Source organism: Idiomarina sp. UBA4520 (genome assembly GCF_002388365.1).
In the GTDB taxonomy this organism is placed as follows: Bacteria; Pseudomonadota; Gammaproteobacteria; order Enterobacterales; family Alteromonadaceae; genus Idiomarina; species Idiomarina zobellii.
The window spans coordinates 51,626-77,411 of record NZ_DGMK01000017.1; the positions used below are offsets into that span (position 1 = coordinate 51,626).

Sequence of the window (25,786 nt, forward strand, 5' to 3'; positions counted from 1 at the left end):
CGCATTTGTGAAAAAATTGCATTAATCAGGAGCACGAAATAACGGGAAAGCTGAGTTTACTCAGTCACTTTGACAAATTCGTGAAAACTCTTGGAAATAAGTGGGGTACGTTTTACGGCAACAGTCAGGATCATTAATAGTTACGCCTACGGGCGAAAATGCGGCCAGGGAAAAGCACATTGCCATACGGTGGTCATTGTAGGTGTCTATTTTAGCATTTTGCCAGTGCTGAACAGGATATATTTTTAGGAAATCAGCACCCTCTTCCACGTCGGCGCCCAGTTTTCGCAGTTCTGTCGCCATCGCCGATAACCGATCCGTTTCTTTAACCCGCCAGTTGGCAACATTACGAATAATAGTCGGCTTGTCTGCAAAAAGTGCTAAAGGAGCAACCGTCATAGCTGCGTCTGGGATAGCATTAAAATCTTTATCCAGTCCTTTTATAACCCCTGAACCAGTCACTGTCATTTGATGCTCACCTATGTCTACAGTGCCACCCATTGCCTGAATGACTTCTGTAAACGCTTTATCACCTTGAATAGAAGAAGCACCCACACCTTCAATAGTTATCGGCCCGCCACCGAGCAATGCTGCTGCCATCCAATACGAAGCGCCACTAGCATCGCCTTCAACATGATAATTACCGGGAGATACATAAGACTGGCTGCCTTTTACATGAAAACGGCTTTCAGAGACACGCTCTATTACGATTCCAAAGTCAGCCAACATTTTGAGCGTTAACTCGATGTATGGCTTAGAGACTACGTCTCCTACTAAGGTTAAGGTAGAGTCTTGTTTAAGCAGTGGCAGCGCCATGAGCAACGCCGAAATAAACTGGCTGGAAACCGAGCCGTCTATGGAAAAATTGCCAGCTTTAAGTCCGGGCTTAATTAATACCGGTGGATACCCTGGTGTTTTTTGATAGGTTATTTCGGCGCCTTGCGCTTGCAAAGCTTCGACCAAATGTTGAACAGGCCGTTCCTGCATACGAGAGTCGCCGGTGAGCTCGACCTGCTGATTCGCACTTAACGTTGCCGCCAAAACTGCAATTAACGGTCGCATGGCGGTACCCGCATTACCTAAATGCAGCGAGGTGTCATTCAGTTGCCACTGCCCCGAACAACCGGTAACAAGTGTCGCATTATCTGACTTTTCACAGCTGACGCCTAAGCTCGCCAATGCCCCCAGCATATGCTCTGTATCTTCACTGTCGAGCAAGTTATGCAAGCTGACAGGCCCAGAGCAAAGCGCTGACATCAGCAGCGCTCGGTTAGCAATGCTCTTAGACCCCGGAAGAACAATAGTTCCTCGACACTGCGCCCGGGGTTTAAGGAAAATCGATTCAGCCACGCAGTTTTTTCATTGCCTTAATAAAGGCTTCATTTTCTTCGGGTAAGCCAATACTGACGCGTAAGTGATTCGGCAGCTCATAGCCAGTAACCGGACGCACAATAACCCCTTCGTGCAGCAACTCATCGTAAAGCTTCTCTGCATCTGGGCCGACTTCAATAGTCAGGAAGTTACCGTAAGAAGGAATGTAGTTAAAGCCTGCACCTTCACAAAAGTCAGTTAGCTGTTTCATGCCGTGCGCATTAACTTCAACCGCTTTTTGCAAGTAAGCATGGTCATCCAACACCACTTCTGCCGCCTTTAAGGACAGTGAATTCATATTAAATGGCTGACGAATACGGTTTAGGACATCGGCAATGCCTTCATGGCTTACTGCATAACCTGCGCGTAATCCTGCCAACCCGTAGGCTTTTGAAAACGTACGGCTGACTACAAGGTTCGGATACTCTTTAATCCATTCAACCGATGGCGCTCGCTCCGCTTCAGGTACGTACTCGTAATAGGCTTCGTCTAATACGACAATGACGTTTTGAGGCACTTTGCCCAAGAACGCTTTAATTGACTCTGTCGTCAAAAAGGTTCCGGTTGGATTATTCGGGTTTGCGATGAAAATCATCTTCGTTTTGTCAGTTATTGCTGCTGCCATGCCATCAAGATCGTGACCGTAGTCAATAGCCGGTACTGCAACAGGTTTTGCACCAATAGCCTGAGTGACTAACGGATAAACCACAAACGCATGCTGTGAGAAAATGACTTCGTCCTGGTCTGACACGAACGTCCGTGCCAAAATTTCCAACACATCGTTAGAGCCATTACCCAGAGTAATTTGTTGCGTTGTCACTGAGTTCAACTCAGCTAGGCGACTTTTCAGGTAGTACCCGTTTGCGTCCGGATAACGAACCAGATCGTTAAGCTCGGCTTCCAGCGCCGTCTTTACTTTCTCACTCAAACCGAGAGGGTTTTCGTTTGATGCTAATTTAACAACGTGCTGCAAACCCAATTCGCGCTGCAATTCAGACACTGGCTTGCCCGCTTGATAAGGACGGAGCTGTTTTACACCGGGGTTAACTAATGACAATGCATCAAAATTACTCATAATTCTCGTAAGCCTTTTGTCTTATTATTTTTGGAACTTAACTCTATTTTGAGCCTAGCTTTGACTTCTCTCAAAGTCCGCCATAAAGCTGAGTAACGCTTTAACACCGGCTACCGGCATTGCGTTATAAATACTGGCTCGCATACCGCCTACAAAACGGTGCCCTTTCAAGCCTTTGAAGCCTGCGGCTTCAGCCTGAGCTAAAAACTCAGCATCCAGTTTGTCATCAGCAAGCTGGAAAGGCACATTCATAATAGAACGATACTGCGGGTTAACGGTATTTCGGTAAAAGTCAGACTTGTCGATAAAGTCATACAATAACTTCGCTTTTTCATGGTTGATTCGACCCATTTCGGACAAACCACCTTGTGCCTTAAGCCATTTGAACACCAACCCTGCTAAATACCAGGCAAAGGTGTTGGGGGTGTTATACATAGACCCGTCGTTAGCCTGTAACTGATAGTCCATAATCGATGAAACCTGCTTCTGCGGTGACCCCAGCAAATCTCGCTTAACGATGGCAATAGCAAAGCCTGACGGACCTATATTCTTTTGCGCACCGGCGTAGATAACACCGAACTTAGACACATCCAGCGGCTCTGACAAAATATTTGACGACATGTCTGCCACAATGGGTGCATTAACATTAGGGATATCGTGAAGTGCAATACCATCCACGGTTTCATTGGGACAATAATGAAAATACGCTGCATTGTCAGACAACTGCCAGTCATCCGGAGACTGAATCTCCTTGCCTTTAACGCCCTCTTTCACCTGCCCGGCTACATTGACTCTAGAGACGAACTTCTCAGCTTCTCGTATAGCAAAACCAGACCAAATACCGGTATCCAGGTAGTCGACCGTTGAATCCGGAGAAGCGATATTTTGCGGAACGGCTGAGAATTGGCCGCGCCCGCCACCTTGCAAAAACAAGACGTCGTAGTCATCCGGAACGTTCAGTAAGTCACGTAAGTCTTGCTCTGCCTCTCGTGCCATACGTACATACGCCGGATCACGATGCGACATTTCCATCACAGAAACGCCTTGGTTATTCCAATTAAGAAGTTCTTCCTGAGCTTGCTTTAACACATCGACCGGCAACATTGCCGGTCCTGCTGAAAAGTTAAATACGTCACTCATTATTCTTCAGACGCTCCTTCTTCGTTGGCTCCGTCTTCTTCGCCATTATCGGCAACAACTTCACCTTCAATCAGCTCTTCGTCTTCATCAATTTCATCAATGCGCTGCAAGCCAACGACTTTTTCGTCATCGCCGGTACGAATTAAACGCACACCCTGAGTGTTACGGCCAACAGTAGACACTTCGTTAACACGAGTTCTAACCAGTGTGCCTTTATTGCTAATAAGCATAATTTCGTTGCCGTCGATAACTTCCATAGCACCGACCACAGAGCCATTACGCTCACTCACTTTTATAGAAACGACACCCTTGGTTGCACGACTTTTCGCCGGGTATTCAGTCAGCGGCGTACGTTTACCATAACCATTCTCCGTAACCGTCAGAACGGCCGCTTCCTGGTCTTCGTACTCACGCGGCACTATGAGTGACACAACACGCTGATCTTCTTCCAGACGAATACCGCGAACACCCGTTGCAGTACGGCCCATTGAGCGAACCTGCTCTTCCGCAAAGCGAACAACTTTACCAGCATCAGAGAACAGCATGATGTCACCGTTGCCATCGGTAATATCAACACCTATAAGCTCGTCACCTTCCACCAGGTTCAGGGCAATAATACCGCCGTTACGTGGACGGGAATACTCAGGCAACGGCGTCTTCTTAATCGTGCCGTTCTTCGTTGCCATAACCACGAACTTGTCTTCAGGGTAGTCACGCGTTGGTAGAATAGCGGTAATGCGCTCATCCTCTTCAAGCGGCAGCAAGTTAACAATAGGCTTGCCTCGTGACGCACGGCTGGCTAATGGCAGCTGATACACTTTCATCCAGTAGATACGGCCACGAGTCGAGAAGCACAAAATGGTGTCGTGGGTGTTAGCAACCCACAGACGTTCAATGAAGTCTTCGTCCTTCATTTTCGTTGCCGCTTTACCTTTACCACCACGGCGCTGAGCTTCGTATTCAGTCAGTGGTTGATACTTCACGTAGCCTTCATGAGACAGTGTTAGTACAACATCTTCCTCATTAATAAGGTCTTCCATGCTGATGTCGTGGGCTGCAGCAGTAATATCCGTCTTACGCTCGTCACCAAAGTTATCGCGAATTTCGACTAACTCTTCACGAATAACTTCCATGAGGCGCTCTGAGCTACGCAAAATATGTAGCAATTCAGCAATTTGCTCTAACAGACCTTTGTATTCGTCGAGAATTTTCTCGTGCTCTAACCCTGTGAGCTTGTGTAAACGTAAATCAAGAATGGCTTGCGCTTGTGCTTCGGTCAGATGATAGTTATCACCTTTAATGCCGTACTCTTCCGGCAAATGATCCGGGCGTGCCGCGTCAACACCAGCCGTTTCCAGCATGGCTGCAACATCACCTAGCTTCCAAGCGCGGGAAATAAGACCGGCTTTCGCTTCCGCAGGTGTTGGAGAGCGACGAATTAATTCAATAACTTCATCTATGTTCGCCAGCGATATCGCCAGGCCTTCCAAAATATGAGCACGCTCGCGCGCCTTACGTAATTCATAAACCGAGCGGCGAGTCACTACTTCGCGACGGTGACGAATAAAGCAGTCCAGCATGTCACGCAGATTAAATAGGCGTGGCTGATTTTTATCCAGTGCCACCATGTTAATACCAAACACCACTTGTAATTGGGTGTTTGCGTATAAGTGGTTAAGTACAACCTCGCCAACGTCACCACGGCGTATTTCAATGACAATGCGCATACCGTCTTTGTCAGACTCATCGCGCAGTGCACTAATACCTTCAACGCGCTTCTCTTTGACTAATTCAGCAATTTTTTCAATCAAGCGCGCTTTGTTCACCTGGTACGGAATTTCCGTAACAATGATGGTCTCTTTGCCTGTTTTCTCGTCGACTTCCACTTCTGCTTTAGCACGTAAGTGAATGCGACCACGACCCGTTTTGTACGCTTCAACAATGCCGCTGCGGCCTGAAATTGTTGCAGCCGTTGGAAAGTCCGGACCCGGGATATATTCCATTAACCCATCAACATCGATGTCCGGGTTGTCTATCATCGCCAGTGAGCCGTTGATGACTTCGGTGAGGTTATGCGGCGGAATATTCGTTGCCATACCAACCGCGATACCGGAAGAACCATTGACTAACAGGTTAGGAACACGGGTTGGCAGTACATCAGGAATGCGCTCAGTACCGTCGTAGTTATCGACAAAATCAACCGTTTCTTTGTCTAAATCGGCCAGTAACTGGTGAGAGATTTTGGCCATGCGAATTTCGGTATAACGCATCGCCGCTGCAGAGTCACCATCGACCGAGCCAAAGTTACCCTGCCCGTCAACCAACATGTAGCGTAATGAAAAGTCCTGCGCCATACGAACAATAGTGTCGTAAACCGCGCTGTCACCGTGTGGGTGATATTTACCGATGACATCACCGACCACACGCGCTGACTTTTTATAGGGTTTATTGTAGTCGTTACGCAACTCGTTCATTGCGAATAAGACACGTCTGTGTACCGGTTTTAGTCCGTCCCTGACGTCAGGCAGTGCACGCCCGACGATAACGCTCATCGCATAATCGAGATAAGAGCTTTTTAATTCATCTTCGATATTAACCGGTGACACTTCTCTGGCTAGATCGCTCATAGTTCAGTCCCTAAAATAAAAATCCGCATATCTTTGTTATTTTGATGCAGTCATTGTACCCATCCGAAACGAGTCTCGCACCCTCTTTTTCTTATTCTTTAGCTAGGGTAGACTAGCCGCGTTATTTATCGCTCACAACAGTGCACTCCATGACACAAGAAAACAAAAATACTGAACAAAAAAACGTCGATTTAGAAGAGATCGCTAAGTTCTCTGCCCTCGCCTCGCGTTGGTGGGACCCGGAAGGCGAATTCAAACCGTTGCACCAAATTAACCCGGTTCGGCTGTCTTTTATTGAGCAACACGCCAATGGATTATTTGGAAAAAACATTCTTGATGTCGGTTGTGGTGGTGGTCTGCTAAGTGAAGCCATGGCCGAGCGCGGCGCTAAAGTTACCGGTATCGACTTAGCCGAAGAGTCATTAAAAATAGCGCGCCTACATGCACTAGAAAGCGAAGTCTCTGTTGATTACCAATGTGTCGCCGTAGAAAATCACGCAGCCGACCATAAAGGTCAGTATGACGCAGTTACCTGTTTGGAAATGCTGGAACACGTGCCCGACCCTGCCTCTATAGTTAAGGCATGCGCAGAAGCGGTTAAACCCGGCGGCTTGGTGTTTTTCTCAACTCTAAACCGTAACGTTAAGTCCTGGCTGCTGGGCATTTTGGCTGCTGAACATATACTTGGTTGGGTGCCCAAAGGCACACACCAGCATCAGCGTTTTATTAAGCCGTCAGAGCTCTTCCGCATGACCGATGAAGCCGGGCTTAATGAGGTTGATATTAATGGATTAATTTTCCATCCATTAAAAGGGTTCACTCTGTCGAATACCGATATCGATGTGAATTACATTACTGTTTTACAAAAGCCTCTGACCTAGCTCATGACGAATCTCGCAAAGAACGCCAAGCTTCCCGAAGGCGTGCTGTTCGATCTTGACGGCACCTTGCTGAACACCGCCCCTGATCTTGGAGCCGCACTCAACAATGTGTGCGCTTTATATGGGAAAGAACCTGTTCATGAAGACGCCTATACGCCTGTTGCTTCACATGGTTCCAGAGGCTTATTAAAGCTGGCTTTTTCAAAAGAATTGGAAACCCATGAAAGTGAGTTAAGAAAGGCTTTCTTAGACGCTTACTCGAACAGCATTGCCGCTAAGACCCATGTGTACGAAGGTGTTGTACCGCTACTGAATGCTCTGATTCAAGCACAAATAAAAGTGGCTATTGTCACTAACAAACCCAAGCAATTGACTCAACAGCTGTTACCAAGCTTTCCCGAGTTCAATGTCTTTGAATCAGTTGTCTGCGGGGACACTTTGAGTGTATCAAAACCCGACCCTGCACCTTTACTGCTGGCAGCAGAACAGCTGGGGGTAACCCCTACAAGCTGCAATTACGTAGGTGACGCTGAACGTGATATTCAGGCTGGCCACAATGCTGCAATGACAACGGTACTGGCTCATTATGGGTATATTAGCGACAGCGACTCACCCGCTGACTGGAAGGCCGACTACGGCATCAGCACACCGCTTGAGTTACTGAATATTATTGGGCTACCACAACCTTGATCTATTAACCCATTTTTAAAGACAAAAAAGTTATAAAAAGCCTAGGTCCTCGCAAACTCACGTCTATTAAAGGCTAGAAAAAAATCAACAATTAAACGCTAATTTTCTTTTGCTTTTCTCGAGAATTTCACTTGATCAAAGTCTGACTAAGACCTAGCATACTGAAAAATCAAAGACACTAGATATTGTGTGAATTTCACTCTGTATAACTAATGACCACAATATCTTGTGGCTACATCTCTATAACAAAAAGCTAAGAGTTGGCGCAAAATGAACGAGCAACTGTATGTCACCAAACGTAGCGGCGAACGTGAACCGCTCAACTTAGATAAAATCCATCGAGTCATCATGTGGGCAGCAGAAGGTCTGCATAATGTTTCCGCTTCTCAAGTCGAAATTAAGTCCCATATTCAGTTTTATGATGGCATTAAAACCGAAGACATCCACGAGACCATCATCAAAGCTGCGGCGGATTTAATCTCGGAAGAAGCTCCTGACTATCAGTACATGGCAGCCCGTTTGGCCATTTTCCATTTACGCAAACGCGCTTATGGAAAGTTTGAGCCACCTCGTTTATTTGATCACGTCAAGAAAATGGTGGCAGAGCACCGTTATGACGAGCACTTGTTGGAAGACTTCAGCGAAGCTGAGTTCGACCAAATGGATGAGATTGTCGACCACTGGCGCGACATGAACTTCTCATACGCAGCGGTCAAGCAGCTTGAGAATAAATACCTGGTTCAAAACCGTGTGACAGGCGATATTTATGAAAGCGCCCAGTTCTTGTACATTTTAGTTGCAGCCTGCTTGTTCGCGAACTACCCAAAAGCAACGCGCATGGATTACATCAAGCGCTTCTATGATGCGACGTCTGAGTTTAAAATTTCACTACCAACGCCAATTATGTCCGGCGTTCGTACACCAACCCGTCAGTTCAGCTCATGTGTATTAATTGAAACTGGCGACAGCCTGGATTCTATCAACGCCACCGCTAGCGCCATTGTGAAATACGTTTCTCAACGCGCTGGTATTGGCATTAATGCCGGTCGCATTCGTGCGCTGGGTAGTCCAATTCGAAACGGTGAAGCGTTTCATACCGGTTGTATTCCATTCTACAAATACTTCCAGACTGCGGTTAAGAGCTGTTCGCAAGGCGGTGTTCGTGGTGGCGCGGCAACCCTCTTCTATCCATTGTGGCATTTAGAAGTAGAAAGCTTGCTGGTACTTAAGAACAACCGGGGTGTTGAAGAAAACCGTGTTCGTCATTTGGACTACGGTGTTCAATTTAACCGTTTAATGTATCAACGCTTAGTTAAAGACGACTACATTACTCTATTCAGCCCGTCTGACGTGCCTGGCCTGTATGACGCTTTCTTTGAAGATCAAGAGAAGTTCGAGCAGCTGTATGTTCAGTACGAGCAAGACGAAAGCATTCGTAAAAAACGCATTAAAGCCATTGAACTATTCAGCCTGTTTATGCAGGAGCGTGCCAGCACAGGTCGTATTTACGTACAAAACGTTGACCACTGCAATACGCATAGCCCGTTTGACTCGAAAGTTGCCCCTATTCGTCAAAGCAATCTGTGTCTGGAAATTGCTCTGCCAACTAAGCCGTTACAGCACGTCAACGACGAAGAAGGTGAAATTGCGCTATGTACCCTGTCAGCATTCAACCTGGGTAAAATTAACGACCTGGGCGAGTTTGAAGAGCTGGCTGACTTAGCCGTTCGCGCTCTGGATAGCCTACTCGACTATCAGGAGTATCCGGTACCTGCGGCTTACAACGCAACTATGAATCGTCGTACTCTGGGTATTGGTGTCATTAACTTCGCTTATTACCTGGCTAAGCACGGTGTTAAATACTCTGACGGCTCAGCAAACAGTCTGGTTCACAAGACCTTTGAGGCTATCCAGTTTTACCTGATGAAAGCCTCAATGAACCTGGCGAAAGAAAAAGGTGCATGTCCGAAGTTTAACGAGACCACCTATTCACAAGGTATTATGCCAACAGACACTTACAAGAAAGACCTGGACGCTGTCTGTAATGAACCATTGCACCTGGATTGGGATCAGCTGCGCGCCGACATCAAGCAGCACGGTATGCGCAACTCTACCCTGTCAGCGTTAATGCCATCTGAAACGTCGTCGCAAATTTCAAACGCGACCAATGGCATCGAGCCACCGCGTGGCTTTGTCAGCGTAAAAGCGTCTAAAGACGGCGTTACTAAGCAGGTAGTGCCTGACTACGAGACGCTTAAGGATAAGTACGAGCTACTGTGGCAAATTCCGAGCAACAAAGGCTACCTAGAGTTGGTGGGCATTATGCAGAAGTTTGTCGACCAAACTATTTCTGCCAACACCAACTACGATCCAAGCAAATTTGACGCTGGCAAAGTGCCTATGAAGCAGCTCTTACAAGACCTGCTAACGTCATACAAGCTGGGCGTTAAGACACTTTATTATCACAACACGCGCGACGGTGCAGCCGATAACCAGTCTGATATCGCGGCACGTCAAAAGTCAGAAAAGCCTGGTGCACAGCCATCTGAAGTCATCATCGAAGAAGATGACGATTGTGCCGGCGGCGCTTGTAAAATTTAAAAGAAGGATTTTGCGAAATGTCGTACTCAACGTTTAACCAGGAACAAACGAATCCGTTAACCGAGCCTATGTTTTTAGGTAACTCGGTTAACGTGGCTCGATACGATCAACAAAAGCACAGCATTTTTGAAAAGCTTATAGAAAAACAAATTAGCTTTTTCTGGCGCCCTGAAGAAATTGACGTAAGCCGCGACCGAGTCGACTTTAATAAACTCACTGACAGTGAAAAGCACGTGTTTATTTCAAACCTGAAGTACCAAACACTGCTGGACTCTATTCAGGGCCGCTCACCGAATATTGCGCTGTTGCCCATTGTATCCATTCCAGAGCTTGAAACCTGGATTGAGACCTGGTCATTCTTTGAGACCATTCACTCACGCTCGTACACGCATATTCTGCGTAACTTGTTTACTGACCCGAGCGAAGTGTTTGAAGACATTGTTATTAACGAGCAAATTAAAATTCGTGCGAACGATATTTCACAATACTACGACGACCTTATTTTCTACACCCAGCTGTGGCAAACCCACGGCGAAGGTGAAGTAACGGTCGACGGTGAAACATACAATGTGACTCAGCGCGAAATTAAAAAGAAACTGTTCTTGTGCATTAACTCGGTGAACGCACTGGAAGCCATTCGCTTCTACGTCAGTTTCGCTTGTACATTTGCCTTTGCAGAGCGCGAGCTGATGGAAGGTAACGCCAAAATCATTAAGCTGATTGCGCGTGACGAAAACGTCCATTTAACCTCAACTCAGCATATTCTGAACCTTTGGCAATACGGTGAAGATGACCCGGAAATGAAAGAAATTGCCGAAGAGCTGCGTGACGAAGCTTATGAAATTTTCATGACCGCAGTGAAACAGGAAAAGCAGTGGGCTCACTACCTGTTTAAAGACGGTTCAATGATTGGCCTAAACGAGAGCATGTTATGCCAGTACGTTGAGTACATAGCCAACTTGCGTATGCAGGCTATTGGCTTTGATGCTCCGTTCGAAAATATGCGCTCTAACCCATTGCCGTGGATGAACAAGTACTTAGTTTCAGACAACGTACAGGTGGCTCCTCAGGAAGCGGAAATTACCTCTTACCTGGTTGGCCAAATTGATAGCGAAGTTAATGCCTCTGATCTTGGGGACTTTGACCTCTAAGCCATGACTAAAACCTTTAAAGTCATCGTTAACGGCGGGCCTGAGCTTGCCGTTGACGCGACTGAAGGAACCCTGCTCGAAGCGCTGGAAAAACACCAGCTGGAAATGCACTACCATTGTCGTAGTGGATTTTGTGGTGCATGCAGGACTAAACTAAATTCCGGTCAAGTACGTTATACCACTGAGCCGTTAGCTTACGTTCGAAAAGGCGACATTCTGCCCTGTTGTTGCGTGCCAGAGTCTGACTTAGATATTGAGCACTAGCACCGAGCGTATTGGCTATTCACAGAATCGATTACAGTCATCGGTAAGACCCATTTGTTTTTATGCCTAAAAAATGGATAATTCCCGGTAACACTGATTAAGGAAGAGGTATTTCATGTTTACAGTTATTTTTGGACGTCCTGGTTGCCCGTTCTGCGTACGCGCAAAAGAAGTTGCCGATCAATTAAAAGCAGACCGCGATGACTTCGATTATCGCTACGTTGATATTCACGCAGAAGGTATTTCTAAAGCGGACTTAGAAAAAACCGTTGGTAAACCGGTACACACAGTACCTCAAATTTTTGTCGACGAGTCACACGTTGGCGGCTTCACTGAGTTTGAAGCATACGCAAAAGAGAACTTAGGCTTGTACACGGCTTAATGTTGTAAGTGTTAGCGTAAGAAAGGCGGCTTATTTCAGCCGCCTTTTTTGATCGCCTCTATTGCCTGCTTCACTCGCTTCTCAGACACCGGATACTTTGTTCCTAACGTCTGAGCAAAGAACGAAACTCTCAGCTCTTCTATCATCCAGCGAACTTCAGCCACATCTTCAGGAATCAAAGCGCCGGTTTTATAACGTTTTAAGACCGCACTATAGGCTTCCTGTAAATTACTGAGCGCTATGGTCATTAAGCGATCTTTATTCGGATCCACCGGCAGTTTTTCCAAACGACGTTGCATGGCTTTTAAGTAGCGCACAATATCGTCGAGCCGTTGTTCACCAAACCTCGAGACAAAGCCCGGAAAAATTAAGTTATCCAGTTGATCCTGAATGTCACCTCGCGACTGAATTTGATCGAGCGGAATTTTACCTTTCAGCGCTTTGCGAACATCCTGCGAATGTGTCAGACATTGCTCAACCCTAAGAGCTATCTGTTCAACTCGTTCGTTCAATTCGCCTCGTACTTGCTCTTTTAAGCGCTCAAAGCCTTGTTCGTCTCTTAGCTTATTTCCCGCTTCAAGTTGTTCGTTAATCACCGCATCAACCGCTGCGGCAATACAGTCTTCAATTAGAGTTTCTACCTTACCCCAGGGATTAAAGTACATCGCCAGCTTCGCTTTATTCGATAGCGACTTTTGCAAATGCTTTACTGGTGATGGAATTTGCTTTAACAACAGTCGACGCAAGCCCTGTCGGTGCTGCTGTTCGGCCTCCTCTTTCGAGTCAAACAACTGCAACGCAATCTCACGGCTACCTTTAATCGCTAAGCCAGGATAAGCCTTAATTTCAAACCCCTGCTGCGCTTCCGTCACCACTTCCGGCAATTCATCAAAGTCCCAGCTTTCAACGTCATCGCGGCTGATGTCATCACCGGCAGCCTTTTCCAGACGTTGCTGAACCTTACCAGACAGCTCGTCCTGCAACTGTTGCAGGTCTCTGCCCTGCTTTACGAGCGTTTTACCGTCTAAAACTTTAAAGTTTATGCGTAAATGCACTGGCAAACTGCTTTCGTCCCAGCTGTCATCCGGTACGGTAACACCCGTCATACGGCGCAGTTTGTGCGTCATAGCCTCTAACAACGACGTTTCAAAGGGCTCAACGTCGGCCATTATGGCGCCAGCAAAGTTAGGGGCAGGCACAAAATTTCTGCGCAACGCTTTTGGTAGTGACTTAATTAAATGAGCAATGCGCTCTTCGCGCAATGCCGGTATATGCCAATCAAAGCCTTCTGGTTTTACCTGGTTCAACACACCTAATTGAATATTGACGCTCACCCCATCATCAACCGCATTGGGCTCAAAGTGATAAGTTAGCGGCAAACGCAAGTTACCCTGTCGCCAGAACTCCGGATAATCGTTTTCGGTAATGTGCTCAGTTTCACCGGCAATGAGATCATCTCGCTCAAAAAACAATAGCTTAGGCTCTTTTTTGGCGGCTTTATGCCACCAGCCGGCTAACAGCTTTTCGTTATAAATGCCTTCCGGTATGTGCCGTTCATACGCTTCAAAAAGGACTTCCTCGTCCACCAGGATATCGCGGCGGCGCGACTTGGCTTCAAGAGCCTGAACATCTTGAATCAGTTTCAAGTTGTGTTGAATAAACGGCAACTTACGTTGCAATTGACTGTTCACTAAGCCTTCGCGTATAAATATCTCACGCGCCTTAGCCGGCGCGACCGGTCCGTATTGCACACGTCGTTTAGGCACCAGTACCAGACCCAACATAGTGACTTGCTCGTCTGCCACCACACTGCCTTTTTTCTTCTCAAAGTGTGGCTCTAAATAGCTTTTCTTCACCAAATGAGAAGCCGCTTCCTCCACCCATAATGGGTCTATATCAGCATTAATCCGCGCATACAGCTTCGAGGTTTCGACAAGCTCAGCGGTAACCACCCATTTAGGCGGTTTGCCAAAAAGCCCGGAGCCCGGAAAAATATGAAATTTAGTTTGTCGCGTGCCCTGATATTCATGCCGGTCTTCTTTCATACCCACTTGCGACAGCAAGCCGGAAATGAGCGCGCGATGCACCTGCTCATAAGTCGCCGGCTCTTCATTAATCGAAAAACCCAGTTCCCGCACCGTCTGCCGACTTTGTGTGTAAATGTCCTGCCACTCTCGCAGCCGCATAAAATGAATAAACTCGCGCGCCACTTGCTTGCGAAACTGATTACCTGACAGCTCTTTTTGCTTGTCTTTTATGTAATTCCACAGGTTGAGGTACGCCATGAAATCGGAATGTTTATCGTGGAAGCGCTGATGCCACTCATCGGCTTTTTGTTTAAACTCGTGCGGGCGCTCACGCGGATCCTGTATGCTTAACGCTGCTGTTATCACCAGCATTTCCCGTACACAGCCATACTGCTTGGCGGCCAACACCATTCGCGCCAACCGAGGGTCTAACGGTAAACGAGAAAGCTGCCGGCCTATTTCAGTTAGCCTCGGCTTTTCCCGCTTTTTACCCGGCTCTATGGCGTTAAGCTCTTCCAGCAAATTCAAACCGTCTTTAACAAAGCGTTCATCCGGTTTTTGTACAAACGGAAAGTCTCGAATATCGCCGAGACGCAACGCCGACATTTGCAAAATAACGGCCGCTAAATTCGTCCGTAGTATTTCCGGGTCGGTATATTCCGGGCGCTGTAAAAAATCGTCCTCACTGTACAAGCGAATACAAATGCCCGGCCCGATACGTCCACAGCGGCCTTTACGCTGATTCGCGCTCGCCTGCGAAATTGGCTCAATCGGCAAACGCTGGACTTTCGTCCGATAACTGTAACGACTAATACGTACTGTTCCCGGGTCAATAACATAGCGAATGCCCGGTACCGTCAGTGATGTTTCAGCAACGTTTGTCGCAATAACAACGCGGCGCTGAGAATGTGACTGAAACACTCGGTTTTGTTCGTGAGAAGACAGCCGTGCGTATAGCGGCAATATTTCCGTATTTCTCAGTTTTAAATCGGCAATAGCGTCGGCGTAGTCGCGAATTTCCCGCTCACCGCTCGCAAAAATGAGAATGTCACCGTCCCCTTCACTCTGCAGTTCCTCTACTGCATCGCTAACGCCTTGCAAAATATCCGTTTCAGAGGTCTTATTGCCTTCTGATGGGTCACGGTAACGCACTTCCACCGGGTAAGTCCGACCGCTAACCGTTAATACCGGTGCATCATGAAAGTGCTTAGAAAAACGCTCGGTTTCAATAGTTGCTGAGGTAATAACAACTTTTAAATCCGGACGTTTGGGCAGCAAGGTGTGCAAAACGCCGAGCAAAAAGTCGATGTTTAACGAGCGTTCGTGCGCTTCATCGATAATAATAGCGTCGTATTGCAGTAATAAAGGGTCCTGCTGCAGTTCGGAAAGCAGCATACCATCGGTCATAAGCTTAACAGCGGTAGTCGGCGCCGTTTCATCTTGAAAGCGAACTTTGTAACCGACTTGTTGTTTAGCGTAGTCCTGAAGCTCTTCACCAATGCGCGCGGCAACACTGCGGGCCGCTAAACGTCGTGGCTGCGTATGGCCAATAACACCTTTGCGGCCATAACCCAGCTCCAGCAGCATTTTCGGTAACTGAGTCGTTTTACCAGACCCGGTTTCACCCGCGACAACAACCACCTGGTTGTCCTCAATGGCCTTTTTTATATCGTCTCGCTGCTGTGCAACCGGCAGGTTTTCAGGGTATTCAATATGAAAAGACTGCTCAGAGCGCTGTAAGTAATTCAGCTCCGCCTGCTCAATGTCTGCCTTAATGGCACTGAGCACTTTTTGCTGCTTCTTTTCATCTTTTATTTTAACCAGCCCACGCAAACGACCGCGCAGTTGCGCGGCCTTTTGGTAAGTACATTGCTCGAGCTGAGACTGATACTGCTTAACGAAAGGGTTGGTATTCGTTTTGTTACGACTCATAAACTCCGAACTTATTCTTCCTCGTTATAAATAGCAATGTGCGTGTTACCGTCGCCTTTAAAGTAGCCACGATACATACCTTCGGTATTGAACGGCATGGCCACATTGCCATCGGCATCAATAATAATCACGCCACCGGTACCTCCGGCTTGCTCCAGCACGCCATGAATGACTTCGTCGCCGGCTTCACTGACCGACAGGCCTTTATATTTAACCCGCGAACAAATATCTGCAGCTACATGAAAGCGAATAAAATACTCACCATGCCCAGTAGCTGATACCGCACAACTGTCGTTGTCCGCCCAAGTGCCAGCACCAATAATAGGGGAATCACCTATTCTACCATAACGCTTCGCCGTCATGCCGCCTGTTGACGTACCGGCGCTTAATAGTCCGTTTTTATCAACCGCAACAGCGCCAACCGTGCCGTATTTATAATCTAAATCGAGATATTCCCAGGCTTGCTGCTCTGACTGCTCACTTGCCTTAATTTTTTCTTTGGCTTTTAACAGCTGTTGATAACGACGTTCAGTATTAAAATAGCTGTTATCAACCTGCTCTAAACCTTGTTGCTTAGCGAACTGCTCAGCCCCTTCGCCACTGAGCATGACGTGTACCGACTCTTCCATCACCTCACGTGCCAGTTCAATAGGACTTTTCACGGTTTTCACACCAGCCACCGCGCCGGCATTACCCTTTTCACCTTCCATTAATGACGCATCCAGCTCATGCTCACCGTCCCAGGTGTATACAGCTCCTTTGCCCGAGTTAAACAACGGCGACGCTTCCATCACTTGAATAGCCGCAATAACCGCAGTGGTGCTGTCACCACCGTCCTTCAATACTGCCCGGCCCGCTTCCAAAGCTTCGTTGAGTTTGTCTTTGTAAGCTTGCTCTTGTTCATCCGTTAAATTCGCACGCGTGATAGTACCGGCACCACCGTGAATTGCCATTGCGTATTCAACGCCGTGGTCATCCGCCTGCAGCGGCGCTGATCCAATCAGTGCGCCAGCCAGTACCGATAAGAGAAGTGTTTTTTTCATAACTAATATCCCCTGCTTTTTATTGTATTTCGTCTAGTCTTATTAGAGGGGATAAACACGCATTTAGCAATGCGATTGATGGAGGGATTATGCCAACTTATCGTGTTAACTATGAGCACATTGGCTCGAAAGGCGACATTACGGTTGAAGTACCAACCGAAGCGGCATCGGGCGACCTGCAACAACTGGAAGACGCCATTGCCCGTCGCGTAGGCGAACGGCTATTACCACATGCCGAGCTTGCCTTTCGTCATGACGACAACCTAACACTGACAGAAAAATTGAAGAAAGCTTACGACTTAATTATTGAGAGGTATGAGCGGGTTTAAAGCGCTGTTTCGATAACCGACGTATAATAAGTGACTGAATTTGGTGCCGAGCTCATGCTATAGTTTTTCTTTTATACAAGCAGCTTAAGCTTAGGTTATGGCACAAAACGAACTAGAAACCTTTTACTGGCACGATTATGAGACTTGGGGGGCTAACCCGCTGGTTGACCGTCCGGCGCAATTTGCAGGGCTTCGCACCGACACTGATTTTAATGTGGTTGGCCGCCCATTAACGCTTTATGTTCAGCCCACGCCTGACTTTCTGCCGAACCCTGAGGCAACCTTAGTTACCGGAATAACGCCGCAGCTCGCATTAAAGCAAGGTGTTAGTGAGGCAGCGTTCAGCAAAGCCATTGCCGAAGAGTTTCAAAAGCCCAACACCACCATTATTGGTTACAACAATATTCGTTTTGACGACGAAGTAACCCGCTCCCTGTTCTATCGCAACTTCTATGACCCTTATGAATACAGCTGGCAAAATGGCAACTCACGATGGGACTTAATTGACGTAACCCGAGCCTGCTTCGCATTGCGTCCTGAAGGTATTAACTGGCCGGATAATGATGATGGTCAGCCCAGCCTGAAACTCGAACACTTAAGTGTGGCGAATAACATTGAACACGGCCAGGCGCACGATGCAATGTCCGATGTTTACGCCACCATTGGTCTGGCTAAACTCATTAAAGAAAAGCAGCCAAAGTTATGGCAGTGGGCGTATAGTATTCGCCGTAAGCAAAAGCTTCTTAACCTTTTTAACTGGCAAGCACCTGAGCCTCTAGCACACGTCAGCGGCTTTTACGGCACCGTAAACCGGTATTTGTCCGCCATATTGCCACTAGGCTTTCACCCTAAGCAAAACAGTAACGTCATAGCCTGGGACTTACGCATTGATCCTAAACTCTTTGCTGATAAGTCGGTCGATGAACTCGTTGAACTGACTTACACCAGCCGCAAAGAGCTGGAAGCTCAAGGGCAGCAAAAAAGTGGTCTACAAAACATTCATCTAGGCCGCAGTCCATTTCTTGCGCCTATTAAAACAATCTCTGAGGATGCTTCTGCACGAGCTGACCTCAATATGGAAACCGTAGCTGCCAATGCGCAGTGGCTGCAGGAAAACAGTGCGTTCAGAGACAAGTTAATGCAAGTGTTCGAGCAAACCAAAGAGTTTGCCCCAAGGACCGATGTTGACCACCAAATTTACGACGGCTTTTTCTCGCCGCAAGACAAAAAGCACATGGAAATTATTCGAGCGTCCGAGCCGCAACAATTAGCTGGGTTGGATTTAGCCTTTGAAGACCCGCGTATGGAAAAGCTGCTACTGAGATACCGTGCTCGTAACTATCCGTCGACATTAACGGACAAAGAGCTGAACCAATGGCGTCAGTTTTGTCAGCAACGCCTTATTGATCCTCCGGAAGGCATGCTCTCTGCGGACGCTTTTGCGCTGCGCCTGGAAGAGCTGGCTAACCAGCATCAGGAAGACGCCCACAAATTGCGTCTTTTAAAGTCACTGTATGACTACGTCGCTTCGCTCTAATACAGAAGAGTCTTTCGACTATATTATTGTCGGTGCCGGCTCTGCTGGCTGTACACTGGCCAATAGGCTCACTGAAAGCGGTAAACACAGCGTTTTGTTATTAGAGGCCGGAGCATCGCATGGTGGGATGTTTTCTGACATGCCATCGGGTTTTGCCCGCTTTATGCACAGCCGCAAATTCAACTGGCTGTACCGCGCCAAAAAAGAGCCGCACTTAACCACGGCAAAAGGCAGCTATACACCGCGCGGTAAAATGCTGGGTGGCAGCAGTGGTATCAATGCCATGATATACACTCGCGGTCTTGCATCCGACTATGATCACTGGGCCGCCTTAGGCAACAGCGGCTGGAGTTATAACGACTTACTGCCCTACTTCATCAAAAGTGAAAACAACAGTCGTGGCGCTAACGCTTATCATGGAGCTGAAGGTCCGTTACATGTTTCAGATGTCGCGCCTTATTACTCGGTTTCCACGCAATTTTTAAATGCCTGTGGGGAATACGGCTTACCCGAAAGCCCTGACTTTAGCGGGGAGCAGTTAGAAGGCTACGGCCCTTATCAGTTCACTATGAAAAACGGCAAGCGATGCAGCACCTACCACGCTTACCTTAAGCCGGCGTTACATCGTTCCAAGCTCAAAGTATTAACCGGATGTCTGACTGAACGCATTGTATTCTACAACAAAACGGCTACCGGCATTCGTTATCAACACTCGGGCCGTTCCTGCATTGCCAAAGCAAATAAAGAAGTCATTTTAAGCGCTGGCGCCTTTAATTCGCCGCAGATTCTACTGCGCTCGGGTATTGGCCCGGCGGGTGAATTGAAGCATGCAGGCATTAACGTCGTTCATGACTTACCCGGTGTGGGCAAGAACTTGCAAGAGCATGTTGATATTAGCCTGCACTACAAAAACAAAGCCAAAGATGGACTGACCCTGACCCCCTGGAATTTACTGAAGCTCTCAGTGCCTTTCATAAAGTACCTGTTTACTCGAAAAGGTCAGCTCGCTCACTCAATTGCAGAAGTCGGTGCTTTTTATTGTTCGTCAAATGCGGTTAAAGAGCCCGATATACAAGTGCACCTACTACCGGTCATGTTCAACGATAGCGGTTATGACTGGTTACCCACGCTAACCAATGGGTTCACTTGTCACGTCTGTCTGCTACGTCCAACGGCTCGCGGTATGGTTCAGTTAAACCCAGATAATCCAATGGACAAGCCTCAAATCACTTATGGCTTTTTAAGAAGCAAAGAAGACCAACAGGCGCTGTTAAACGGTATAAAAAAAGCCTTTGAAATAATGGCGCAACCGGCGCTCAAAAAACATAATGGTGGGCGCTTGTTTCCAACTGAAAATGCGACAAACGACTCGCTACTACTCGAGGAAATAAAGTCGAAAACGGGGCTTATTTACCATCCGGTAGGCACCTGCAAAATGGGACCCGACAGCGACTCACAAGCGGTTGTCGATGCGTCACTGAAAGTACGGGGGCTTGAGAATTTACGTGTAATAGATGCCTCAATTATGCCCACCGTTATTAGCGGTAACACCAACGCACCTACTATCGCTATTGCAGAAAAAGGCGCCGACTTAATAAAAGCCGACGCCTAGTTTTTACCGTCATTTACCGGTTAACAGCAGTTACTTCTCGTTCTTACTGCCAACCCGGAATAAACGTGCCAGTGCCGGAATAAGAATAAGCGCGCCCAACATATTCCAGAGGAACATAAAGGTCAGCAATATGCCCATATCCGCCTGGAACTTAATTGGCGAGAATATCCAGGTTGCGACACCTATGGCCAGCGTTAGGCCGGTGAAGCCAACCGCTTTACCCGTATTGTCCAGGGAATACTTGTACGTATCCTGCAGCGACATACCCTGCTGTAAGCCTTCTTTCACTTTACTGTAAATATAAATACCGTAGTCAACACCAATACCGACACCCAGGGCAATAACCGGTAAGGTAGCCACTTTAATACCAATGCCAAGCACCGCCATTAAGCCTTGGCTCATTACGGTCGTAAATGCCAGCGGTAAAATAATACAAGCAACCGCTCGTAAACTTCGGAAACTAATGAAGCACAGCACAATAACAACACCATAAACCCACAACAGCATTTTATTCTGGGCTTTTTCAATAACGGAGTTCGTTGCCGCTTCGATACCCGAATTACCGGCAGCCATGAGCAGATCAAGCCCTTCTTGTTGGTAACGGTTATTAAAGCTTTCTACAGAATCCACGACCGTTTTCAGCGTTTTGGCTTTATGGTCATCCAGATAAATGATGATTGGTGCCATTGAGCAGTCGTTATTAATTAAACCATCTGGAATGCGGCTTAATGAGGCGTTAATAACATACTTGTTGCGGTTCAGGCTGAACCACTTCAGGTTCCCCTCATTAATACCGAACATGCCCATTTTTGAAACATAGACGACTGATTTAACGTCTTGCACACCTGGAGTGTTCTCCATGTGCCAACTGAAGCGCTCCATTAGTTCTAAGTTGTCATAAGCAATGCATTGCTCTGGGGCAGAAGCTGCCATAACAACAAAAATATCAGTACTTGAGCTGTAGTTGTCGACAATAAAGGCATTGTCCTGGTTGTAACGACTATCAGGACGTAATTCCGGAGCCCCTTTGTCAAGGTCACCAATTTCCATGTTCTGGCTGTTTATTAAGCCCCAGGCCAACATCGCTAATGCAACCGCTACTGCGGAATACGCCCACTTGGGTTGGGTAAACTTGGAAAACAGCTCAAATATTGGATGGCGCTCGCCTTCAATGCGCTTCTCATACTCAACACCATTTTTTGAGGTGCCCAGGTACGACATTAAAATAGGTAACAAGCCGAGGTTGGTCAGAACCACAACCGCCACACCAATACTTGCAGCAATGGCCAGCTCTTTAATGACTTCAATATCAATGACCATTAGCGTGGTAAAACCAATAGCGTCACTGGCAAGCGCCGTTAAGCCCGCCACGTACAAACCGCGGAACGCCAGTTTAGCTGACTCAAGCTTGTCGAAACCTGCAACTCTATTATGGCTAATGGCATTGATAACCTGAACGCCGTGCGAAACCCCTATCGCAAAGACCAGGAACGGCACCAACATGGAGTACGGGTTAATACCGCTACCAATAAGTTTGATAATACCCAGTTGCCAAAGTACCGCGATAATAGAGCAGCCAAGCACCGTAAAGGTACTACGCCAGCAACGGCTGTAGGCATACAGCATGGCTAACGTAATAGCGATGGCCAGCAAGAAAAACAAACCGACCTGCTCAGCGCCCTCGATAAGGTCGCCAATTAACTTAGCGAAGCCGGTAATGTGAATAGCAATGTCTTCACTTTGGTACTTGTCGCGAACCAGGGTTTCCAACTTTTCAGAAAACTCCTGATAATCCAGCTTCTCGCCTGTTTCCGGATGAACTTCGTCGAGTGGCACGTAGATGATGGTCGACTCAAAGTTATTAGCAACTAAGTTCCCTACCTCGCCAGATCGCAGAACGTTTGTCCGCAGTTGCTCTAGCGATTCTTCACTGCCATCATAACCGTCCGGAATGACAGGGCCTCCGACAAACCCTTCTTCAGTAACCTCCATCCAGCGAACATTGGGCGTCCACAGACTTCTCAGCCCTGAACGGTTAACACCAGGAATGAAGAAGACTTCATCAGTTATTTCCTGAAGCTTCTTTTGAAAGTCAGCGTCAAAAATATCGCCATTTTTGTGCTCAACAGCAATACGGACCACGTTGCCCAAACTGGCTAAGTCATCCTGATATTCAAAGTAGTTTTGAATAAACGGATGATGCGTTGGAATCATCTTGGTCAGGCTTGCGTCCGGGCGCACCTGAGCGGCGTTGTAACCCAGAAAAACAGTGATCAGTAAAAATATGACCAGCCAGGGCGCTCGAAAACCAAAAAGTAACTTCTCAATAATTCCCGCCGGCTTTTTTGATATTGGATTATCCATTGTTACTGCGCTCCTTGTTGAGATGCCAACGCTTCTTCCTCGGTGACTTTAGCGGGCCAGTGTAATAGACCACTGCGTCCTGTCATGAGCCATTCGCCGTCATTGACCACAACAATATCTGTCATTACCGAGCCGCTTGGGTGTCTTAACGATTCAACGTTAAGAGCTGCATCCACTTTTAAAATGGTTCCGGAGTGGCCAACGATCAGTTGTTCTCCTGAGTCTGTTGCTACACCAGCCGATAAGTTCACGCTAGTACCGGTTTCTATTTGCTCAAATGACTGTCCTTTGTCTTCCGACACATAAGCGTTACCACGCAAGCCATACACCCATAAGTTGTTGGCATTATCTAAGTGCGCCCCAAATAAGGAGCCGCGATACGGTGACTCTAAGCGCGTCCAGTCCTCTCCGCTATTTTCGCTACTAAACAGCAAGCCCGCCTCTCCAACAATGAAGAAGTCACTGTTGCGAGCAATAATCGCATTTAAATGGTAACCGCCCGGGTTTTCGAGCTTGTCAGAAATAACCTGCCAGTTAGCACCACCGTCAGCGGTTTTTAAGAAAGTACCATAAGCTCCTATTGCGAAAGCTGTTTGCTCGTCTACCGCTAAAATATCCAAAAACGGTTTGCTTGGGCCTTCTTCTTCAGCAACTTCAATATTGCTGATTTGGAATTGCATTTCTTCTAGCTGCCATTCAAGTTCGCTGATAACCTCTTTATCTTCTTCGGTTTCCAGACGCTCTTGAAGAGTAGCTACTTTTTTCTGGTAAAACGCTTTTTCCAGCTCCATTAACTGAAAGCCGTCCAGTTGACGCGTCCAAGTCTGACCGCCGTCTTCAGTTGTTAAAATAACGCCGTGATGTCCGGTCGCCCAGCCCTTTTCTGCGCTCGCAAAGTCCACACTGGTAATTAATACGCTGCTATCCACATTGGCCTGTATCCAGCTACCGCTCTCGTCCTGACGAATCACATTACCGTGTGCGCCAACAGCAACCAATTGTTGACCATTTGATGCGATTTCAATGAGAACTTCTCTTTCTATTTCATCAGACGACAGTGCCGGTGCACTGATAACCTCGTAATCAGTGTTTGTTGTTGTATTGCCATCCTGGGCATATACTGCGGTGCTAAACAACGCACCCAACAACAGCCCGAATTGGGCAAAAGACGAACGCATGGAACCTCCTGGGTACTCAAAATGTCATAGGATTGTATAAGCTCAAGATAATTTGAAAACCTTTTTTCGTTAATTTCGTGCTTTTTTTCGTTAAAGTGTTGCCTGAGAGGTCAGTCCTCTGGCAAAGTGATGTTGGAAAGTAGAACAACAAGGAAAATCATAATGAATAAACTGATGCTAAAAGCTGGCGTATTCGCCATGTCGGTGATTTCCGCGAGCGTTGCGGCTAAAGTATCACCTGAAGAAGCCGCACGGCTTGGTCAAGACTTAACACCAATTGGTGCTGAGAAAGCGGCAAATGCCGATGGTTCAATCCCTGCGTGGGACGGTGGTTACTCTGATCACTCCGTTGAAGTTGTTCGCGGTAACGACCCTTTCGCCAATGAAGAACCGTTATTTACTATTACTCACGACAACCTGGACGAATACAAAGACAACTTAACGCCAGGTCAAGTGGCTATGTTCGAGAAATACTCGAGCTACAAAATGCACGTTTACCCAACTCATCGCACAGCCACCTACCCAGATGAACTATGGCCAAAAATTAAGTCAAATGCGGAAAACGCAGAAATGGTTGCCGGTGGTAACGGCTTAGAGAATTTCGATACCACCATTCCATTTCCTATTCCGCAAAACGGTCTGGAAGTGGTTTGGAACCACATTACTCGTTACCGTGGTGGTGCTGTGACTCGTAACATTGCACAGTTCCCGGTACTTTCAAATGGCGACTATGTGACGGTAGAGCTGAAAGAAACTCTGGCGTTCCCTGAGTACCTTGAGACCGGTCGTCAGGAAGCCGATGACAACATTCTGTTTTATTTCATGCAGGAAGTTGAAGCGCCTTCTCGCTTAACCGGTACTGTTCTGTTGGTTCATGAAACCATTAACCAGGTAAAAGAAGGCCGCCGCGCATGGATTTACAACGCCGGTCAGCGTCGTGTCCGTCGTGCACCTAACGTCGCCTATGACGGTCCGGGTACAGCGGCAGATGGTCTGCGTACTTCAGATAACCTGGATATGTATAACGGTGCCCCAGACAAGTACAACTGGGAGCTTAAGGGCAAAAAAGAAATTTATATCCCTTATAACAACTTTAAAATCATGGATCCTGAGTTGGAGTATGAAGACATTATCCAGGCAGGTCACATGAACCAGGATCTTATCCGTTATGAAAAACACCGCGTTTGGGTTGTGGAAGGCAGCCTGAAAGAAGGCGAACGCCACATCTACTCAAAACGTACTATGTACATTGACGAAGATAGCTGGACAGCGTCTATCATCGACCATTATGACGGTCGTGGCGAACTATGGCTTGTTGGTGAAGCTCTGAATACTCAGTTCTATAACCAAGACGTACCATGGATGGCTGCCGAAGCATTGTACGACTTAAACTCTGGTCGTTATATCTCGCTTGGCTTGGGTAACGAAGAAGACCCATACATGGAGTGGGATATTGAAGTAAGCCGTGACGAATTCACGACTAACTCCCTGCGCCGTAAAGGCTTTAGATAAGCCGATACTGGTGATAAACCACTAAAAAGGAGACTCACATGAGTCTCCTTTTTTGTTTGCCCAGCGAAGC

General features: G+C 47.2%; 18 protein-coding genes. 10 read left to right on the top strand and 8 right to left on the bottom strand.

Features of this window, described 5'->3' with window-relative positions; all coding sequences use genetic code 11:
• Positions 1-60: 60 nt before the first annotated feature.
• From aroA to gyrA, 4 genes are read right to left on the bottom strand one after another with little or no spacing between them, the layout of a single operon-like run.
• Positions 61-1,350, bottom strand: a complete 1,290-nt coding sequence (aroA, locus tag B3850_RS07915; protein WP_286911603.1) for a 3-phosphoshikimate 1-carboxyvinyltransferase — start codon at positions 1,348-1,350, stop codon at positions 61-63.
• Complete coding sequence (gene hisC / locus B3850_RS07920; protein ID WP_286873627.1) at positions 1,343-2,446, bottom strand: histidinol-phosphate transaminase; 1,104 nt, start codon at positions 2,444-2,446, stop codon at positions 1,343-1,345. Before hisC ends, aroA begins: the two co-directional genes overlap by 8 nt.
• A 54-nt stretch (positions 2,447-2,500) precedes the next feature.
• The gene (gene serC / locus B3850_RS07925) at positions 2,501-3,586 is read right to left on the bottom strand and encodes a 3-phosphoserine/phosphohydroxythreonine transaminase (RefSeq protein ID WP_286911604.1); all 1,086 of its coding nucleotides are present in this window, start codon (positions 3,584-3,586) and stop codon (positions 2,501-2,503) included.
• The gene (gyrA, locus tag B3850_RS07930) at positions 3,586-6,213 is read right to left on the bottom strand and encodes a DNA gyrase subunit A (protein WP_286911605.1); all 2,628 of its coding nucleotides are present in this window, start codon (positions 6,211-6,213) and stop codon (positions 3,586-3,588) included. The genes serC and gyrA overlap by 1 nt, the downstream gene beginning before the upstream one ends.
• Before the next feature lie 149 nt (positions 6,214-6,362).
• Here gyrA and ubiG point away from each other — a divergent pair, with 149 nt between their 5' ends.
• The 6 genes from ubiG to B3850_RS07960 all read left to right on the top strand — a co-directional run bounded on the left by ubiG (position 6,363) and on the right by B3850_RS07960 (position 12,182).
• Positions 6,363-7,094 carry a bifunctional 2-polyprenyl-6-hydroxyphenol methylase/3-demethylubiquinol 3-O-methyltransferase UbiG gene (gene ubiG, locus B3850_RS07935; protein WP_053953806.1) on the top strand — a complete coding sequence of 244 codons (732 nt, stop codon included), beginning with the start codon at positions 6,363-6,365 and terminating at the stop codon, positions 7,092-7,094.
• A gap of 3 nt (positions 7,095-7,097) precedes the next feature.
• Complete coding sequence (locus B3850_RS07940; protein ID WP_286871920.1) at positions 7,098-7,784, top strand: HAD family hydrolase; 687 nt, start codon at positions 7,098-7,100, stop codon at positions 7,782-7,784.
• 270 nt (positions 7,785-8,054) lie between these two features.
• Positions 8,055-10,385 (top strand): class 1a ribonucleoside-diphosphate reductase subunit alpha, encoded by a 2,331-nt coding sequence (gene nrdA, locus B3850_RS07945; protein ID WP_286911606.1) that lies wholly within the window; start codon positions 8,055-8,057, stop codon positions 10,383-10,385.
• A gap of 17 nt (positions 10,386-10,402) precedes the next feature.
• The gene (gene nrdB / locus B3850_RS07950; RefSeq protein WP_053953809.1) at positions 10,403-11,536 is read left to right on the top strand and encodes a class Ia ribonucleoside-diphosphate reductase subunit beta; all 1,134 of its coding nucleotides are present in this window, start codon (positions 10,403-10,405) and stop codon (positions 11,534-11,536) included.
• A 3-nt stretch (positions 11,537-11,539) separates the two neighbouring features.
• On the top strand, positions 11,540-11,800 hold the full coding sequence (yfaE, locus tag B3850_RS07955) for a class I ribonucleotide reductase maintenance protein YfaE (RefSeq protein WP_053953810.1): 261 nt from the start codon (positions 11,540-11,542) through the stop codon (positions 11,798-11,800).
• A 115-nt stretch (positions 11,801-11,915) separates the two neighbouring features.
• Positions 11,916-12,182, top strand: a complete 267-nt coding sequence (locus B3850_RS07960; RefSeq protein WP_053953811.1) for a GrxA family glutaredoxin — start codon at positions 11,916-11,918, stop codon at positions 12,180-12,182.
• A 35-nt stretch (positions 12,183-12,217) separates the two neighbouring features.
• On the opposite strand, the gene hrpA is transcribed toward B3850_RS07960, so the two are convergent.
• Together hrpA and B3850_RS07970 are read right to left on the bottom strand one after the other, a co-directional pair.
• Positions 12,218-16,141: an ATP-dependent RNA helicase HrpA gene (hrpA, locus tag B3850_RS07965; protein WP_286911607.1), complete on the bottom strand. Its 3,924-nt coding sequence runs from the start codon at positions 16,139-16,141 to the stop codon at positions 12,218-12,220.
• Positions 16,142-16,152: 11 nt separating this feature from the next.
• Complete coding sequence (locus tag B3850_RS07970) at positions 16,153-17,184, bottom strand: isoaspartyl peptidase/L-asparaginase family protein (protein ID WP_273268901.1); 1,032 nt, start codon at positions 17,182-17,184, stop codon at positions 16,153-16,155.
• An 89-nt stretch (positions 17,185-17,273) separates the two neighbouring features.
• Between B3850_RS07970 and B3850_RS07975 the strand changes: the two genes are divergently transcribed.
• From B3850_RS07975 to B3850_RS07985, 3 genes are all read left to right on the top strand, one after another.
• Positions 17,274-17,513 carry a hypothetical protein gene (locus B3850_RS07975; RefSeq protein WP_286871905.1) on the top strand — a complete coding sequence of 80 codons (240 nt, stop codon included), beginning with the start codon at positions 17,274-17,276 and terminating at the stop codon, positions 17,511-17,513.
• 97 nt (positions 17,514-17,610) lie between these two features.
• Positions 17,611-19,050 carry an exodeoxyribonuclease I gene (gene sbcB, locus B3850_RS07980; protein ID WP_286911608.1) on the top strand — a complete coding sequence of 480 codons (1,440 nt, stop codon included), beginning with the start codon at positions 17,611-17,613 and terminating at the stop codon, positions 19,048-19,050.
• Entirely contained in the window at positions 19,028-20,662 is a 1,635-nt protein-coding gene (locus tag B3850_RS07985) for a GMC family oxidoreductase (RefSeq protein ID WP_286871899.1), read from the top strand. The genes sbcB and B3850_RS07985 overlap by 23 nt, the downstream gene beginning before the upstream one ends.
• 30 nt (positions 20,663-20,692) lie before the next feature.
• On the opposite strand, the gene B3850_RS07990 is transcribed toward B3850_RS07985, so the two are convergent.
• Both B3850_RS07990 and B3850_RS07995 read right to left on the bottom strand, forming a co-directional pair.
• Entirely contained in the window at positions 20,693-23,026 is a 2,334-nt protein-coding gene (locus tag B3850_RS07990; protein ID WP_286871898.1) for an efflux RND transporter permease subunit, read from the bottom strand.
• A 2-nt stretch (positions 23,027-23,028) separates the two neighbouring features.
• The gene (locus tag B3850_RS07995) at positions 23,029-24,204 is read right to left on the bottom strand and encodes a WD40/YVTN/BNR-like repeat-containing protein (RefSeq protein ID WP_286911609.1); all 1,176 of its coding nucleotides are present in this window, start codon (positions 24,202-24,204) and stop codon (positions 23,029-23,031) included.
• Between the two features lie 162 nt (positions 24,205-24,366).
• Between B3850_RS07995 and B3850_RS08000 the strand changes: the two genes are divergently transcribed.
• Positions 24,367-25,716 (top strand): DUF1329 domain-containing protein, encoded by a 1,350-nt coding sequence (locus tag B3850_RS08000; RefSeq protein ID WP_053953820.1) that lies wholly within the window; start codon positions 24,367-24,369, stop codon positions 25,714-25,716.
• Positions 25,717-25,786 lie beyond the last annotated feature (70 nt).

Bases quoted from the DNA above. Each gene is read 5' to 3' on its own strand.
- B3850_RS07990 (WP_286871898.1), bottom strand. From the start codon at position 23,026: ATGGATAATCCAATATCAAAAAAGCCGGCGGGAATTATTGAGAAGTTA.
- B3850_RS08000 (WP_053953820.1), top strand. From the start codon at position 24,367: ATGAATAAACTGATGCTAAAAGCTGGCGTATTCGCCATGTCGGTGATT.
- ubiG (WP_053953806.1), top strand. From the start codon at position 6,363: ATGACACAAGAAAACAAAAATACTGAACAAAAAAACGTCGATTTAGAA.
- B3850_RS07940 (WP_286871920.1), top strand. From the start codon at position 7,098: ATGACGAATCTCGCAAAGAACGCCAAGCTTCCCGAAGGCGTGCTGTTC.
- nrdB (WP_053953809.1), top strand. From the start codon at position 10,403: ATGTCGTACTCAACGTTTAACCAGGAACAAACGAATCCGTTAACCGAG.
- B3850_RS07960 (WP_053953811.1), top strand. From the start codon at position 11,916: ATGTTTACAGTTATTTTTGGACGTCCTGGTTGCCCGTTCTGCGTACGC.
- B3850_RS07970 (WP_273268901.1), bottom strand. From the start codon at position 17,184: ATGAAAAAAACACTTCTCTTATCGGTACTGGCTGGCGCACTGATTGGA.
- hisC (WP_286873627.1), bottom strand. From the start codon at position 2,446: ATGAGTAATTTTGATGCATTGTCATTAGTTAACCCCGGTGTAAAACAG.
- sbcB (WP_286911608.1), top strand. From the start codon at position 17,611: ATGGCACAAAACGAACTAGAAACCTTTTACTGGCACGATTATGAGACT.
- yfaE (WP_053953810.1), top strand. From the start codon at position 11,540: ATGACTAAAACCTTTAAAGTCATCGTTAACGGCGGGCCTGAGCTTGCC.
- serC (WP_286911604.1), bottom strand. From the start codon at position 3,586: ATGAGTGACGTATTTAACTTTTCAGCAGGACCGGCAATGTTGCCGGTC.
- nrdA (WP_286911606.1), top strand. From the start codon at position 8,055: ATGAACGAGCAACTGTATGTCACCAAACGTAGCGGCGAACGTGAACCG.
- B3850_RS07995 (WP_286911609.1), bottom strand. From the start codon at position 24,204: ATGCGTTCGTCTTTTGCCCAATTCGGGCTGTTGTTGGGTGCGTTGTTT.
- B3850_RS07985 (WP_286871899.1), top strand. From the start codon at position 19,028: ATGACTACGTCGCTTCGCTCTAATACAGAAGAGTCTTTCGACTATATT.
- hrpA (WP_286911607.1), bottom strand. From the start codon at position 16,141: ATGAGTCGTAACAAAACGAATACCAACCCTTTCGTTAAGCAGTATCAG.
- B3850_RS07975 (WP_286871905.1), top strand. From the start codon at position 17,274: ATGCCAACTTATCGTGTTAACTATGAGCACATTGGCTCGAAAGGCGAC.
- gyrA (WP_286911605.1), bottom strand. From the start codon at position 6,213: ATGAGCGATCTAGCCAGAGAAGTGTCACCGGTTAATATCGAAGATGAA.